General features: G+C 67.1%; 14 protein-coding genes. 10 read left to right on the top strand and 4 right to left on the bottom strand.

What is annotated here, in order from left to right; all coding sequences use genetic code 11:
* Nucleotides 1-53 precede the first annotated feature (53 nt).
* From sucC to lpdA, 9 genes are all read left to right on the top strand, one after another.
* Nucleotides 54-1,244: an ADP-forming succinate--CoA ligase subunit beta gene (sucC, locus tag GTW51_RS16710; protein ID WP_163045181.1), complete on the top strand. Its 1,191-nt coding sequence runs from the start codon at nucleotides 54-56 to the stop codon at nucleotides 1,242-1,244.
* A 54-nt stretch (nucleotides 1,245-1,298) separates the two neighbouring features.
* Nucleotides 1,299-1,583, top strand: a complete 285-nt coding sequence (locus GTW51_RS16705) for a DUF6364 family protein (protein ID WP_163045180.1) — start codon at nucleotides 1,299-1,301, stop codon at nucleotides 1,581-1,583.
* Nucleotides 1,522-1,935: a PIN domain-containing protein gene (locus tag GTW51_RS16700; protein WP_163045179.1), complete on the top strand. Its 414-nt coding sequence runs from the start codon at nucleotides 1,522-1,524 to the stop codon at nucleotides 1,933-1,935. The genes GTW51_RS16705 and GTW51_RS16700 overlap by 62 nt, the downstream gene beginning before the upstream one ends.
* A 58-nt stretch (nucleotides 1,936-1,993) precedes the next feature.
* Nucleotides 1,994-2,899, top strand: a complete 906-nt coding sequence (sucD, locus tag GTW51_RS16695) for a succinate--CoA ligase subunit alpha (protein ID WP_163045178.1) — start codon at nucleotides 1,994-1,996, stop codon at nucleotides 2,897-2,899.
* 160 nt (nucleotides 2,900-3,059) lie between these two features.
* Nucleotides 3,060-6,047: a 2-oxoglutarate dehydrogenase E1 component gene (locus GTW51_RS16690; RefSeq protein WP_163045177.1), complete on the top strand. Its 2,988-nt coding sequence runs from the start codon at nucleotides 3,060-3,062 to the stop codon at nucleotides 6,045-6,047.
* 49 nt (nucleotides 6,048-6,096) lie between these two features.
* Nucleotides 6,097-7,368, top strand: a complete 1,272-nt coding sequence (gene odhB, locus GTW51_RS16685; RefSeq protein ID WP_163045176.1) for a 2-oxoglutarate dehydrogenase complex dihydrolipoyllysine-residue succinyltransferase — start codon at nucleotides 6,097-6,099, stop codon at nucleotides 7,366-7,368.
* Between the two features lie 51 nt (nucleotides 7,369-7,419).
* Complete coding sequence (locus GTW51_RS16680) at nucleotides 7,420-8,178, top strand: SDR family oxidoreductase (protein WP_163045175.1); 759 nt, start codon at nucleotides 7,420-7,422, stop codon at nucleotides 8,176-8,178.
* A 52-nt stretch (nucleotides 8,179-8,230) separates the two neighbouring features.
* Nucleotides 8,231-8,656 carry an MAPEG family protein gene (locus GTW51_RS16675; protein ID WP_163045174.1) on the top strand — a complete coding sequence of 142 codons (426 nt, stop codon included), beginning with the start codon at nucleotides 8,231-8,233 and terminating at the stop codon, nucleotides 8,654-8,656.
* 41 nt (nucleotides 8,657-8,697) lie between these two features.
* A complete protein-coding gene (gene lpdA / locus GTW51_RS16670) occupies nucleotides 8,698-10,110 on the top strand; it encodes a dihydrolipoyl dehydrogenase (protein ID WP_163045173.1) in 1,413 nt (470 codons plus the stop codon).
* A gap of 102 nt (nucleotides 10,111-10,212) precedes the next feature.
* Here the strand turns inward: lpdA and GTW51_RS16665 are convergent, their stop codons facing one another.
* From GTW51_RS16665 to GTW51_RS16655, 3 genes are all read right to left on the bottom strand, one after another.
* Nucleotides 10,213-10,389: a hypothetical protein gene (locus tag GTW51_RS16665; protein ID WP_163045172.1), complete on the bottom strand. Its 177-nt coding sequence runs from the start codon at nucleotides 10,387-10,389 to the stop codon at nucleotides 10,213-10,215.
* Between the two features lie 113 nt (nucleotides 10,390-10,502).
* A complete protein-coding gene (locus tag GTW51_RS16660) occupies nucleotides 10,503-11,564 on the bottom strand; it encodes a TraB/GumN family protein (RefSeq protein WP_163045171.1) in 1,062 nt (353 codons plus the stop codon).
* Complete coding sequence (locus GTW51_RS16655; RefSeq protein ID WP_163045170.1) at nucleotides 11,564-12,544, bottom strand: tyrosine recombinase XerC; 981 nt, start codon at nucleotides 12,542-12,544, stop codon at nucleotides 11,564-11,566. The genes GTW51_RS16660 and GTW51_RS16655 overlap by 1 nt, the downstream gene beginning before the upstream one ends.
* Nucleotides 12,545-12,734: 190 nt before the next feature.
* Between GTW51_RS16655 and GTW51_RS16650 the strand changes: the two genes are divergently transcribed.
* Nucleotides 12,735-13,169, top strand: a complete 435-nt coding sequence (locus tag GTW51_RS16650) for an OsmC family protein (protein WP_163045169.1) — start codon at nucleotides 12,735-12,737, stop codon at nucleotides 13,167-13,169.
* Nucleotides 13,170-13,205: 36 nt separating this feature from the next.
* On the opposite strand, the gene GTW51_RS16645 is transcribed toward GTW51_RS16650, so the two are convergent.
* Nucleotides 13,206-13,640, bottom strand: a complete 435-nt coding sequence (locus GTW51_RS16645) for a Fur family transcriptional regulator (protein ID WP_163045168.1) — start codon at nucleotides 13,638-13,640, stop codon at nucleotides 13,206-13,208.
* Nucleotides 13,641-14,274: the final 634 nt, after the last annotated feature.

Genomic DNA, 14,274 nt, shown 5'->3' with positions numbered 1-14,274 from the left:
GGCTGATCCCGGCCCCTTTTCCTTATGCTCCGCCCAGAGGCCGGGAGACCCAGATGAACATCCACGAATATCAGGCCAAGGAACTGCTCAAGGGCTTTGGCGCCCCGGTCGCCGAAGGCGTGGCGATCACCGAGGTGTCGCAGGCCGAGGCCGCGGCGCGGCAGCTGCCCGGCCCGCTCTACGTGGTCAAGAGCCAGATCCACGCCGGCGGCCGCGGCAAGGGCAAGTTCACCGAACTCGGGCCGGACGCCAAGGGCGGCGTGCGGCTGGCCAAGACGATCGACGAGGTCGTCGCCAATGTCCGCGACATGCTCGGCAACACGCTGGTGACCAAGCAGACCGGCGACGCCGGCAAGCAGGTCAACCGCCTCTATATCGAGGACGGCGCCGACATCGACCGCGAGCTCTACCTGTCGCTGCTCGTCGACCGGGCGGTCGGGCGGGTCGCCTTCGTCGTCTCCACCGAGGGCGGCATGGACATCGAGGCGGTCGCCGAGGCGACGCCGGAGAAGATCATCAACGTCGCCATCGATCCGGAGGCCGGCGTCACGTCGGCCGACGTCGCCAAGCTGAACGAGGCCCTGCAGCTCACGGGCCAGGCGGCGAGCGACGGCGAGACGCTGTTCCCGATCCTCTACAAGGCCTTCACCGAGAAGGACATGAGCCTCCTCGAGATCAACCCGCTGATCGTCATGACCGACGGGCGCCTGCGCGTCCTCGACGCCAAGGTGTCGTTCGACGGCAACGCGCTGTTCCGCCACGACGACGTCAAGGCGCTGCGCGACGAGAGCGAGGAGGACGCCAAGGAGATCGAGGCGTCGAAATACGACCTCGCCTACGTGGCGCTCGACGGCGACATCGGCTGCATGGTCAACGGCGCGGGCCTCGCCATGGCGACGATGGACATCATCAAGCTCTACGGCAAGGAGCCGGCGAACTTCCTCGACGTCGGCGGCGGCGCCAACAAGGAGAAGGTGACGGCGGCCTTCAAGATCATCACCGCCGATCCGGCGGTGAAGGGCATCCTGGTCAACATCTTCGGCGGCATCATGAAATGCGACATCATCGCCGAGGGCGTCGTCGCGGCGGTGAAGGAAGTCGGGCTCAAGGTACCGCTGGTCGTTCGCCTCGAGGGCACCAATGTCGAGAAGGGCAAGGCCATCCTCAACGAGAGCGGCCTCGCCATCACGGCAGCGGACGACCTCGACGACGCGGCCAAGAAGATCGTCGCCGCGGTCGGTTGAAGCAAAAGACATAATCACACAAATTGCCCTGTGTGATTATGTGGAGATGGAGCCATGAAGAACGTCACGCTCGCCATCGATGATGCCACTCTGGACCGAGCCCGCGCCTATGCGACCAAGCGTGGCACGACGCTCAATGCCTTGGTGCGCCAGCATCTCGAGCAGCTGGGCCGGAACGAGGAACGTCTCGATCAGGCCATGCGGGAGCTGCGCGCGCTGAGCGAGACGACTACGGCGCGGCTTGGTTCCGGCTATCGTTTCGATCGGGAGGACGCCTATGCAGAGCGAGTTCTTCATCGACACGAACGTCCTGATCTACGCAGCGACGGGAAGACATGAGTACCCCCGTCATTGGGAGATCGCCCATGACATCCTTGCCGCAGGCGGCAACGGACTATCCGGGCAGGTGCTGGCGGAATTCTACGTCATCACCACGAAGAAGCACGGGCTTCCGGCTTCGGAAGCTTTCGAATGGGTCCGGCGGCTGGCCCTCATGCCGGTCGTCGAGGTCGGCTCCGACGTCGTCGTTGAGGGAATTGCTCTCTCGCAGCGCTATCAGATTTCCTACTGGGACGCGGCACTCATCGTCGCGGCGGGCCGTCTCGGAGCCGGGACGCTCTACACCGAAGACCTCAATCACGGGCAGCTCTACGGCGTTGTCCGCGTCATCAACCCCTTCCTCGCCCGCTAGCGCGGTCGAGGCTCTTTCATCCAGCAGCGCCTTCCCGCGCCCCGGAGCCATCTGATCCATGTCCATTCTCGTCGACAAGAACACCAAGGTCATCGTCCAGGGCCTGACCGGCAAGACCGGCACGTTCCACACCGAGCAGGCGCTGGGCTATTACGGCACGCAGATGGTCGGCGGCGTCCATCCCAAGAAGGGCGGCGAGACCTGGACATCGGGTGCCGACGGCACGTCGCTGCCGATCTTCGCCACCGTCGCCGAGGCGCGTGAGAGCACCGGTGCCGACGCCTCGGTCATCTACGTGCCGCCGGCCGGCGCAGCCGCGGCGATCGTCGAGGCGATCGAGGCGGAGATCGGCCTCATCGTCTGCATCACCGAGGGCATTCCGGTGATGGACATGGTCAAGGTCAAGGCGCGGCTCGACCGCTCGAAGTCGCGCCTGCTCGGGCCCAACTGCCCCGGCGTGCTGACCCCGGAAGAATGCAAGATCGGCATCATGCCCGGCAACATCTTCAAGAAGGGCAATGTCGGGATCGTTTCGCGCTCGGGAACGCTTACATACGAGGCGGTCTTCCAGACCACCAACGAAGGCCTCGGCCAGACGACCGCCGTCGGCATTGGCGGCGACCCGGTGAAGGGAACCGAATTCATCGACATTCTCGAGATGTTCCTCGCCGACGACGCGACGCAGTCGATCATCATGATCGGCGAGATCGGCGGCTCGGCCGAGGAAGAGGCGGCGCAGTTCCTCGCCGACGAGGCGAAGAAGGGCCGCAAGAAGCCGATGGTCGGCTTCATCGCCGGCCGCACCGCGCCTGCCGGCCGCACCATGGGCCATGCGGGTGCCGTCGTCTCGGGCGGCAAGGGCGGCGCCGAGGACAAGATCGCGGCGATGGAGGCCGCGGGCATCCGTGTCTCGCCGTCGCCGGCGCAGCTTGGCAAGACTCTCGTCGAGGTCCTGAAGGGCTAGATCCGCCTTTACCGCGGATCACACGCGCAATTGCTCCCTGGCGCCATGGCTTTGCCGGAATAGGGACTAGAGGTGAAGGAAGGTCGCGGCCAACCGGGCTGCGACCCTCGCAGAGGCAAACAAGGAGACGGCGTTCCGAACGGACGCCGCGACGGCACCGATGGCACGCAATCAGGCGAACGAAAACCTCGCACTCACCTCTTTCCTCTATGGCGGCAATGCCGGCTATATCGAGGAGCTGTACGCCAGCTACGAGCAGGATCCGAATACGGTGTCCGCCGAGTGGCGCGACTTCTTCAGGGAGCTGAAGGACGACAAGGCGGCGGTGCTGAAGAGCGCCAGCGGTCCCTCCTGGGAGCGCGCAAACTGGCCGATCGCCGCCAATGGCGACCTGATTTCCGCCCTCGATGGCGACTGGGCGACGGTCGAGAAGCAGATCGAGACCAAGGTCAAGGCGAAGACGCAGGAGAGCGGCACCGTCGATCTCGACAGTCCGGCGGTCCGCCAGGCGACGCAGGACTCGGTGCGGGCGCTGATGCTGATCCGCGCCTACCGGGTCCGCGGCCATCTCCATGCCAAGCTCGATCCGCTCGGCATCGTCAAGGCGGCCGACGACGACTACAACGAGCTGTCGCCGGAGGCCTACGGCTTCACCGAAGCCGATTACGACCGTCCGATCCTCATCTACAACGTGCTTGGGCTCGAGACCGCGACGATCCGGCAGATCGTCGACGTCCTGGAGCGCACCTACTGCTCGACCATCGGCGTCGAGTTCACGCACATCTCCAACCCGCAGGAAAAGGCCTGGCTGCAGGAGCGCATCGAGGGCCCCGACAAGGGCATCGCCTTCACCGACCAGGGCAAGAAGGCCATCCTCAACAAGCTCATCGAGGCCGAGGGCTTCGAGAAGTTCATCGACGTCAAGTACAAGGGCACCAAGCGCTTCGGCCTGGACGGCGCCGAGGCGCTGATCCCGGCGCTGGAGCAGATCATCAAGCGCGGCGGCCAGCTGGGGCTGCAGGAGATCGTCTTCGGCATGGCCCATCGCGGCCGGCTCAACGTGCTCAGCCAGGTGATGGCCAAGCCGCACCGGGCGATCTTCCACGAGTTCAAGGGCGGTTCGTTCAAGCCCGAGGATGTCGAGGGGTCGGGTGACGTTAAGTACCATCTCGGCGCTTCGTCGGATCGCGAGTTCGACCAGAACAACGTCCACCTTTCGCTGACGGCCAATCCGTCGCATCTGGAAATCGTCAACCCGGTGGTGCTGGGCAAGGCGCGCGCCAAGCAGGACGCGCTGGCCGGGCGCAACCGCAACGAGATCGTGCCGCTGGAAACGCGCTCGAAGATCCTGCCGCTGCTGATCCACGGCGACGCGGCCTTCGCCGGCCAGGGCGTCGTCGCGGAATGCTTCGGCCTGTCGAGCCTGCGCGGCCACCGGGTCGCCGGCTCGATCCACTTCATCATCAACAACCAGATCGGCTTCACCACCAATCCGCGCTTCTCGCGCTCTTCGCCTTATCCCTCGGACGTTGCGAAGATGGTCGAGGCACCGATCTTCCACGTCAATGGCGATGACCCGGAAGCGGTGGTCTACGCCGCCAAGGTGGCGACCGAATTCCGGATGAAGTTCCACAAGCCGGTGGTCATCGACATGTTCTGCTACCGGCGGTTCGGGCACAACGAGGGCGATGAGCCGGCGTTCACCCAGCCGATCATGTACCGGACCATTCGCAGCCACCCGACGACGCTCGAGCTCTACGCCCAGCGCCTGGTCGATTCCGGCGTCGTCACCAGCGACGAGGTCGACAGCCGCAAGGCGGAATGGCGCAAGACGCTCGAGGAAGAGTTCGAGGCCGGCCAGGCCTATCTGCCGAACAAGGCCGACTGGCTGGACGGCGCCTGGGCGGGTCTGCGCAAGGCCGAGCAGGCCGACGAGCCGCGGCGCGGCGTTACCGGCGTGCCGCTGAAGACGCTGAAGGACATCGGCAACCGGCTGACCAAGGTGCCGGAGGGCTTCACCGTCCACAAGACGATCCAGCGCTTCCTCGATAACCGCGCCAAGATGATCGAGACTGGCGAAGGCCTCGACTGGGCGACCGGCGAGGCGCTTGCCTTCGGCACGCTGGTCTCGGACGGCCATCCTGTCCGACTGTCGGGCCAGGATTCCGAGCGCGGCACCTTCTCGCAGCGCCATTCGGTCCTCTACGATCAGGAGAACGAGAACCGCTTCATCCCGCTGGCGAACGTCGCCAAGGGCCAGGCGATCTACGAGGTCATCAACTCGATGCTCTCGGAAGAGGCGGTGCTCGGCTTCGAATACGGCTACTCGCTGTCGGAGCCGAACGCACTCACCCTCTGGGAAGCGCAGTTCGGTGACTTCGCCAATGGCGCGCAGGTGGTGTTCGACCAGTTCATCTCGTCCGGCGAGCGCAAATGGCTGCGCATGAGCGGCCTCGTCTGCCTCCTGCCGCACGGCTACGAGGGCCAGGGGCCGGAACATTCCTCGGCCCGGTTGGAGCGCTTCCTGCAGATGTGCGCCGAGGACAACATGCAGGTCGCCAACGTCACGACGCCGGCGAACTATTTCCATATCCTGCGCCGGCAGATGAAGCGCGACTTCCGCAAGCCGCTGATCCTGATGACGCCGAAATCGCTGCTGCGCCACAAGCGCGCGACCTCGACCCTTGCCGAGATGTCGGGCGACACGAGCTTCCACCGTCTCCTCTGGGACGACGCGGAGATGCAGAAGGATTCGCCGATCAAGCTCGTCAAGGACGACAAGATCCGGCGCGTCGTGATGTGCACCGGCAAGGTCTATTACGACCTCCTGGAGGAGCGCGAGAAGCGCGGCACCGACGACGTCTACCTCTTGCGGCTCGAACAGCTCTACCCGTTCCCGGCCAAGGCACTGATCAACGAACTCTCGCGCTTCAAGGGCGCGGAGATGGTCTGGTGCCAGGAGGAGCCCAAGAACATGGGCGCCTGGTCCTTCATCGACCCGTATCTGGAATGGGTGCTCGACCATATCGGCGCCGAGAAGCGGCGCGTTCGCTACACCGGGCGCCTCGCCGCCGCCTCGCCGGCGGCGGGCACGATGTCCACCCATCTGAAGCAGCTCGAAACCTTCCTCGAAGACGCCCTCGGCTGAGCCTGTCGAGCGTCCGACCGAAACCTGACCGAAGAGACCTGACCCACCCATGAGCACCGAGATCAAAGTCCCCACTTTGGGCGAGTCCGTCACCGAGGCCACGATCGGCCAGTGGTTCAAGAAGCCCGGCGACCGGGTCGAACTCGACGAGACGATCGCCGAGCTCGAGACCGACAAGGTGACGGTCGAGGTGCCGGCACCGGCGGCCGGCATCCTCGAGGACGTGGCGGTGCAGGCGGGCGAGACGGTCGGCGTCGGCGCCGTGCTCGGCTCGATCGGCGACGGCGATGGCTCGAGCCCCGCGCCGGAGAAGCCGAAGGCCCCCGAGGCGAAGGCCGATAGGGCGCCGGAGACCAAGGCCGATTACGGCGGCGGGGCCGCCGGTCACGCCGCGGCACCGGCCGGCAAGTCCGACGAGGCGGCGAGCGGCGGCATGAGCCCGGCGCCTTCGGCCAGGAAGATCATGGACGAGAAGGGGCTTTCCGACGGCGACGTGGAAGGCTCCGGCCGGCGCGGCCAGGTGCTGAAGGGCGACGTGCTCGATGCCATCGGCCGCGGCGCCCCGTCCTCGCCGCAGGAGACGCCGAAGGCGGCGCGGGCGCCCTCCAGCCCGGACGAGGAATCGCGCGAGGAGCGGGTGAAGATGACCCGGCTTCGCCAGACCATCGCCCGGCGCCTCAAGGAGGCGCAGGACACGGCGGCCATGCTGACCACCTTCAACGAGGTGGACATGACGGCGGTCATGGAGCTGCGCAAGAAGTACAAGGATCTGTTCGAGAAGAAGCACGGCGTGAAGCTCGGCTTCATGGGCTTCTTCACCAAGGCAGTCTGCCACGCGCTGAAGGAGATCCCGGCCGTCAACGCCGAGATCGACGGCACCGACCTGATCTACAAGAACTATGCCCATATCGGCGTCGCCGTCGGCACGCCCAAGGGCCTCGTCGTGCCGGTGGTGCGCGATGCCGACCAGATGACCATCGCCGAGATCGAGAAGGAGATCGGCCGGCTGGGCGTCGCCGCGCGCGACGGCAAGCTCGCCATGGCCGACATGCAGGGCGGCACCTTCACCATCTCGAATGGCGGCGTCTACGGCTCGCTGATGTCGACGCCGATCCTCAATGCGCCGCAGTCCGGCATTCTCGGCATGCACAAGATCCAGGACCGGCCGGTGGCCATCGCCGGACAGGTGGTGATCCGCCCGATGATGTACCTGGCGCTTTCCTACGATCACCGGATCGTCGACGGCAAGGAAGCGGTGACCTTCCTCGTCCGCGTAAAGGACAGTCTCGAGGATCCCGAGCGGCTGGTCCTCGACCTTTAAGGGCGAGGCAGGCCATCGGCCGGCACGGAAACGAAGCGCGGGAGACCGTCGATGACTGACCGGGTGATGATCGTGACCGGCGGATCGCGCGGCATCGGCGCGGCGACCGCCCGCCTCGGCGCCAGGGCGGGCTATGCGGTCGTCGTCAACTACGCCACCAACGAAGCGGCCGCCGGTGCCGTCGTCGCTGAGATCGAGACGGCCGGCGGTCGGGCGATGGCGGTGCGGGCCGATGTCGGCAGCGAGGCCGACATCATCGACCTGTTCCGGGCCGCCGACCGGTTCGGCACGCTCGGCGCGCTGATCAACAATGCCGGCATCGTCGACGAAGCGGCTTCGCTCGCCGAGATGAGCGGGGAGCGGCTCGAGCGGATGTTTCGCGTCAACATCACCGGCAGTTTCCTCTGCGCCCGCGAGGCGGTCCGCCGCATGGCGACCGGGCGCGGCGGCAATGGCGGGGCGATCGTCAACGTCTCCTCGGTCGCCGCCAAGCTCGGCGGGCCCGGCCAGTATCTCGACTACGCCGCCTCGAAGGGTGCGATCGACACGCTGACGGTCGGCCTCGCCAAGGAGGTGATCGACGACGGCATCCGCGTCTTTGCCGTGCGGCCCGGCATCATCGACACCGACATCCATGCCTCCGGCGGCCAGCCCGACCGCGTCGCCCAGCTCGGCCCCGGCCTGCCGATGAAGCGGGCGGGCACGGCCGAGGAAGTGGCGAAGGCGATCCTGTGGCTCGCTTCCGACGAGGCCAGCTATTCGACCGGCGCCATTCTCGACGTATCGGGCGCAAGGTCGATCTGGCCATAGCGGCACGGCAACCCGCCGGCTTGCCCATGCCGCCACCAGAAGGAGCGTCGAGATGGAAACGGAAATCGCAGCGGCCGTCACGGCCATGCCGACCGAACTGGTTCTGCTCGGCTGGTCCGTCGTGCTGGCGCTCGTCATGCTGGTGATCCACATCCTGACCACGACGCCGGATCTGGGGCTCGCGACGGCGGTGAGGCCGCGCGACGACAACCCGCAGCCGACCGGCATCCTCGCGGGCCGCGCCAAGCGGGCGTGGACGAATTTCACCGAGACCTACGCGCTGTTCGTCGGGTTGACGCTGGCCCTCGTCGCGTCGGGGCAGACCGGCGGTCTCGGCCTTGCCGGCGCGCAGCTCTGGCTCGTCGCACGGGTGATCTATGCGCCGCTCTATTATGCCGGCATTCCGTGGCTGCGGACCGGCGTCTTCCTCGCATCGATCGTCGGGCTGGTCCTGATGGTCGTCGATCTTCTCACCTGATCCGGGCCGCTGGCGCCCGCACTGTTCGAACAGGACTGGAAATGGCTGAACCCTTCGACCTCGTCGTCATCGGATCGGGACCCGGCGGCTATGTCTGCGCCATCAAGGCGGCGCAGCTCGGCCTCAGGGTCGCCGTCGTCGAGAAGCGCAAGACCTATGGCGGCACCTGCCTGAATGTCGGCTGCATCCCCTCCAAGGCGCTGCTGCATGCCTCCGAGATGTTCGCCGAGGCCGGCCATGCCTTCGGGGAACTCGGCATCGAGGCCGAGCCGCGGCTGAACCTGCCGAAGATGCTGGAGCACAAGGACAAGACGGTGAAGTCGAATGTCGACGGCATCGCCTTCCTGTTCAAGAAGAACAAGATCACCGGCATCATCGGCACCGGGAAACTCGTTTCCGCGTCCGAGGTCGAGGTCACGAAGGAAGACGGCGCCACCGAGACGCTGTCCGCCAAGGCGATCTGCATTGCCACCGGCTCGTCCGTTGCGGGCATTCCCGGCGTCGAGGTGGCGTTCGACCACGACACGATCGTCTCCTCCGACGACGCGATCGCGCTCCAGAAGGTGCCGGAGACGATGGTCGTCGTCGGCGGCGGCGTCATCGGGCTCGAGCTCGGCTCGGTCTGGGCGCGGCTCGGGGCGAAAGTCACCGTGGTCGAATATCTGGGCACGATCCTCGGCGGGATGGACGGCGAGGTCGCCGCGGCGTTCCAGAAGCTCCTGGTCAAGCAGGGCCTGACCTTCAAGCTGGGCGCCAAGGTGACCGACGTCGCCCGCAAGGAGGGCGGCGGCGCTGCGGTGACGTTCGAGCCGGCCAAGGGCGGCGAGGCGGAGACGCTTGCCGCCGACGTCGTGCTGGTCGCCACCGGGCGCAAGCCCTACACCGACGGGCTCGGGCTGGAGGCGGTCGGCGTCGCGCTCGACGATCGCGGCCGCATCGAGATCGACGGCCACTACAAGACCAGTGTCGACGGGATCTATGCGATCGGCGACGTGGTGAAGGGCGCGATGCTCGCCCACAAGGCCGAGGACGAGGGCGTGGCGCTGGCCGAAATCCTCGCCGGCCAGGCGGGCCACGTGAACTACGACGCGATTCCGTCGGTGGTCTACACCTCGCCGGAAGTGGCTTCCGTCGGCCGCACCGAGGAGGAGCTGAAGCAGGCCGGGATCGAGTACAAGGTCGGCAAGTTCCCGTTCATGGCGAATGGCCGCGCCCGGGCGATGCTGAAGACCGACGGCTTCGTGAAGTTCCTGGTCGATCCGCGCACCGACAAGGTGCTCGGCTGCCATATTCTCGGCGCCGGTGCCGGCGACCTGATCGCGGAAGCCGCGCTGCTGATCGAGTTCGGTGGCTCGGCGGAAGATCTGGCGCGCACTTCGCACGCCCATCCGACCCTGTCCGAGGTGATGCGCGAGGCGGCCTTCGCGGCCTTTGCCAAGCCGATCCACATCTGAGCCCGGGACCGCGGCAGCGCTGCCGTCCCCCATGAGTCAGCCCGAATGAAAAGGCCCGGCCGCTCGCGCGACCGGGCCTTTGGTCTCTGGAGGCTTGTGCCGTCAGCTCTTCTTGTCGGGAACCGGCGTCATCGGTGCGGTCGTCGTGCCGGCATCGGCGGTCACGACCGGGGCCGGGGCTTCGGCGGTGGTGTCGTGCGAGGCGCAGGCGGCCATGGCACCGCTCGACGCGGCGGCGAGAAGGCCTGCACTCAGGGTGACAGCGAGAAAGGATTTCATGCGGTATGTCTCCTTGGCTGTTGCGATCCGGGTAGCCTATGGGCGTTCGCCGCCGTCGAAAAGGCTGAAGGGGCGCCGTGTCTTCACTTTATGGTGCGTTGCAGCGGGGGATCTCAGCGATCCCCGTCGGCTCGGGTGACAGTCCATCCCTCTTGACGCAGCAACGCCACCAGTCCGGCGTCGCCCGGCAGATGCAGCGCCCCGACCGCGACAAAGGCGCCGCCGTCGTCGAGCATCGGCTGCATGCGTTCGACCATCCGCTGGTTGCGTTCGGTGACGACCCGGCGCTCGAACTCCGCATAGCCCTCGCCGGCGCCGACCAGCAGGCCGCCATTCGGCACCGCCGCCTCGATCACCGGCATGATCATCGCGATTCGCCCGTCCACGTAGAGCGCCAGCATGGTCTCCAGGATGTCGGGCATCCGGTCGGCCAGCGCGACGGTGGCGACGAGGCTCTCCAGCTGCAGGTCGAGGGAGAGCGAGGCGAGGGCCTCCAGCTGCTCGGCAGCGGTCTCGAGGCCGTCAACCGGCTTGCCGGCCGCCGCCGCCCGCTCGGCAAGCGCGGTGTCGAGCACGGCCTCGCCCTCATCCTTGCGCGCCGTCTCGCAGGCCGGCAGCATCAGGCTGACGGCGGTGAACCATGGCTGCAGGGTCTGAACCGACTGCAGCGGGATGCCACGGGCGGTGAGACCCGCCTCCACCATCGCCAGATCCGCGGGATCGAGCAGCGTTGCCAGCGTCTCGCCGCGCGGCAGATTGACGAATTCGGGATGCGCGAAGAACGCCGCCGCGGCCTTGGCCGGATCGGCGATGTCGATGGTCTCGATCACCAGCCGGTCAGCCGCCGCGAAGGCCGCCTCGGCCGGCGGTGGCAAGACGAGGACGCGGGGGTCGCTGAGGTGCATCGTCCCGAACAGGAAGGATGGGGCCACCCCGTCCCGCTCGATCCGGAAGAGCTTGCCCTCGCCGTTGGGCGTCGCCGCGGCTGCCGCCTCGACCGCTGCGAGCCTGCCGTCCGCGCGAAGCGTCTCGACGAGATTGCGGCCGCGGCAGTCGTTCTCTGAGTCCGTCGCGGCGGCGGGCGTGACGAAGAGCAGCCCTGCGGCGGCGAGAGCCGGCGACAGATGGCGGAGACGGCGCAATGCCGCGAGGGGACGGGCGAGGCTCGCGGTCATCAGGCAATCCCTGCTTGGCTCGGTACCGGGCGCCGTCGGCGGGCCCGCGGGTGGGTGTCGTCATAGACCGACAGCAGCCTTGCGGCGTCGACGGCGGTGTAGTTCTGCGTCGTCGACAGGCTGGCGTGGCCGAGCAGATCCTGGATGGTGCGCAGATCGCCGCCCGCCGAAAGGAGATGCGTCGCAAAGGAATGGCGCAGCGCATGCGGCGTCGCCGATTCGGGCAGGCCCAGCGCGCCGCGCAAGAGCGCCATCGCCCGCTGGACGATCTGCGGCCTCAGCGGCCCGCCCCGCGCGCCCCGAAAGAGGGGCCCGTTGGCAGGGAGCGGGTGGGGGCACAGCCGGCGATATTCGGCCGCCGCCACCAGCACAGCCGGCAGCAGCGGCACCAGCCGGGTCTTGCCGCCCTTGCCGGCGACCGGCATCGAGCGGGCCGCCGGATCGCCTAGCGCATCGCCCGGCAGCGACAGGGCCTCCGAGATGCGCAGGCCGCAGCCATAGAGCAGCGTCAGCACCGCGGTATCACGCGCGGCGATCCACGGCTCGGCGGCATAGGCGCCGGCTTCCTCGGTCACCGACAGCGCGTCGGCGACGCTCAGGGGACGCGGCAGGGATTTCGGCTGCTTCGGCGCGCGCATCGCCTTGGCCCCGGCCGCCGACGCCAGACCCTTGCGTTCCAGATGACGAACGAAGGAGCGCACGCCCGCAAGGCCCCGCCCGAGCGTCTTGGCGCCGGCGCCGTCACGACGGCGCGATGCGAGGAAGGCGCGCAATTCGGTGGTGCCGAGATCGACGAGGTCTTCCATCGCCGCGGGACGCGCATGGTAGCCGGTGAGGAAGACCAGGAACTGCCGCAGATCGCGCTCATAGGCGTCGAGCGTGTGGGCGCTGGCGTGGCGCTCGTTCGACAGCTGCGCCAGCCAGGCGGCCTTCTCGCCGAGCACCTCTGCGGTGGCGTGCACCAGCACCGCTTCTGCCATGGCTTGGTCCCTCCCCGAATCGCCGCTCGTCGCGGCGTCGATGGACAGCCTAGGCCGTCCCGGTAAACTCGGCGTATCGGCGGAACCGTGGCACGCCCGAAACGGTTGCCCGACCACTGCCCGGCCGCCTGCGAATCAGACGGGCGGCCGATGAAAGGCGCCGACGCGCCATGTCGAAAGGACAAATCCCATGAAACGTCATGCGACAGCAATCTGGAAGGGTGCCCTCAAGGACGGCACCGGGGCGCTCACCACGCAGTCCGGCGCGCTCCAGGATCACGGCTATTCGTTCAAGGCGCGATTCGAGGACGAGAGCGGCCGCTCGGGCACCAACCCGGAGGAACTGCTCGCCGCGGCCCATGCCGGGTGCTTTGCGATGCAGCTGTCGCATTTTCTCGCCGAGAACGGCACGCCCGCGGACGAGCTGAAGGTCCAGGCCGTGGTGTCGGTCGAGCCGGGCGAGGCCGGGTTCGACATCACCGAGAGCGCGCTCAGCCTCGAGGCGAAGGTACCCGGCGTCGATTCGGCGACCTTCGAGGGCCTTGCCAACAAGGCCAAGGAAGGCTGCCCGGTCTCCAAGGCACTCGGCGCGATCAAGGTCAGCCTCGACGCCAAGCTGGTCTAATGACCTGACGAAGATCCGCCGCTGCGAGAGCCCGACTCAGTCGGCCTTGCGGCGGCGGGCATAGAGCTCCAGCCGGTGCGACACAAGCTCGTAGCCGAGCTCGCGGGCGATCTCCTCCTGCAGCCGCTCGATCCGGTCGGAGCGGAATTCGACGACATCGCCGGTGTCGACGTCGATCAGATGGTCGTGATGGCGGCCCACGGCCTGTTCGAATCGCGACGGACCGCCCTCGAAGACGTGGCGCTGGATGGCGCCCTTCTCCTCGAGCAGCTTCATCGTACGGTAGACGGTGGAGAGGGAGATCGCCGGATCGATCGCGGCGGCGCGCCGGAAGATCTCCAATGCACCCGGATGATCCTCGCCGTCGGCGAGAATCGCCAGGATGGTGCGGCGGGGCCGCGTGATCCGCACGCCGGCTTCGCGAAGAATCGCTTCGTAATTGCCGGCTGCGTGCCCGTTACTGTCGTCCATGGCTGCCATCCTGCCGAAAGGCGGGCACCGGTGCACCCTTTTTCGCCGGATACGCCGTGCGGGCGAGCGGCGCAATCGGCAGATTCCCACGCGTCGACACGCGGGAAGGCCGGAGCAGGAAAGTCGTCGACCCCCAGGCAGCGGCGGCCGGACCCGGCCGGAGCGCCCTCCAACGCAGCTCGATCGAGGGGTCGAAAAGCCTTGCAGCACCGGGAATGCGGCGCCGCATGACGATACGGTGACGTCGGGGAAGCCTGTCACGCAGGGGTTTGCGCCACGAGCAGAAAATCGGCACCGCTGCATGATTTCCAAAAAGGGCTGTTGACTTGGGTTCCGGCCAGGCCCTATAAGCCACTCATCGACGGCGCAGGCGCCGCCGGCGAGCCCTTCGCTTCGCTCTTGTGTTGCCTGCCTTCGTCACCATATCACGAGTTCGGCCCGAACGGGCTTGCTCCAGGGTCTCTCCGGACGAAACGTCCAGACCGGCCCGCCGCCAATCGTTTTGAATGGCGTGTTCTTTGACAATTGAAGATTGAGAAGAAAGAGAAATGTGGACGGCGGTTGTCTGTCTGGAGCTCTTGGCCGGTATCCTTTCCGGACGGGAGTATCCATGAGAGAAACGACCTGATCGTTC

Origin of the sequence: Aurantimonas aggregata (genome assembly GCF_010500835.1) — a bacterium.
Classification (GTDB): domain Bacteria; phylum Pseudomonadota; class Alphaproteobacteria; order Rhizobiales; family Rhizobiaceae; genus Aurantimonas; species Aurantimonas aggregata.
The sequence above is the reverse complement of the archived record's forward strand: the minus strand, read 5'-3'. Positions and strand labels throughout refer to the sequence as shown.

Excerpts from the sequence above, each read along its gene's own strand:
- sucC (WP_163045181.1), top strand. The coding sequence starts at position 54 with ATGAACATCCACGAATATCAGGCCAAGGAACTGCTCAAGGGCTTTGGC.
- GTW51_RS16705 (WP_163045180.1), top strand. The coding sequence starts at position 1,299 with ATGAAGAACGTCACGCTCGCCATCGATGATGCCACTCTGGACCGAGCC.
- GTW51_RS16700 (WP_163045179.1), top strand. The coding sequence starts at position 1,522 with ATGCAGAGCGAGTTCTTCATCGACACGAACGTCCTGATCTACGCAGCG.
- sucD (WP_163045178.1), top strand. The coding sequence starts at position 1,994 with ATGTCCATTCTCGTCGACAAGAACACCAAGGTCATCGTCCAGGGCCTG.
- GTW51_RS16690 (WP_163045177.1), top strand. The coding sequence starts at position 3,060 with ATGGCACGCAATCAGGCGAACGAAAACCTCGCACTCACCTCTTTCCTC.
- odhB (WP_163045176.1), top strand. The coding sequence starts at position 6,097 with ATGAGCACCGAGATCAAAGTCCCCACTTTGGGCGAGTCCGTCACCGAG.
- GTW51_RS16680 (WP_163045175.1), top strand. The coding sequence starts at position 7,420 with ATGACTGACCGGGTGATGATCGTGACCGGCGGATCGCGCGGCATCGGC.
- GTW51_RS16675 (WP_163045174.1), top strand. The coding sequence starts at position 8,231 with ATGGAAACGGAAATCGCAGCGGCCGTCACGGCCATGCCGACCGAACTG.
- lpdA (WP_163045173.1), top strand. The coding sequence starts at position 8,698 with ATGGCTGAACCCTTCGACCTCGTCGTCATCGGATCGGGACCCGGCGGC.
- GTW51_RS16665 (WP_163045172.1), bottom strand. The coding sequence starts at position 10,389 with ATGAAATCCTTTCTCGCTGTCACCCTGAGTGCAGGCCTTCTCGCCGCC.
- GTW51_RS16660 (WP_163045171.1), bottom strand. The coding sequence starts at position 11,564 with ATGACCGCGAGCCTCGCCCGTCCCCTCGCGGCATTGCGCCGTCTCCGC.
- GTW51_RS16655 (WP_163045170.1), bottom strand. The coding sequence starts at position 12,544 with ATGGCAGAAGCGGTGCTGGTGCACGCCACCGCAGAGGTGCTCGGCGAG.
- GTW51_RS16650 (WP_163045169.1), top strand. The coding sequence starts at position 12,735 with ATGAAACGTCATGCGACAGCAATCTGGAAGGGTGCCCTCAAGGACGGC.
- GTW51_RS16645 (WP_163045168.1), bottom strand. The coding sequence starts at position 13,640 with ATGGACGACAGTAACGGGCACGCAGCCGGCAATTACGAAGCGATTCTT.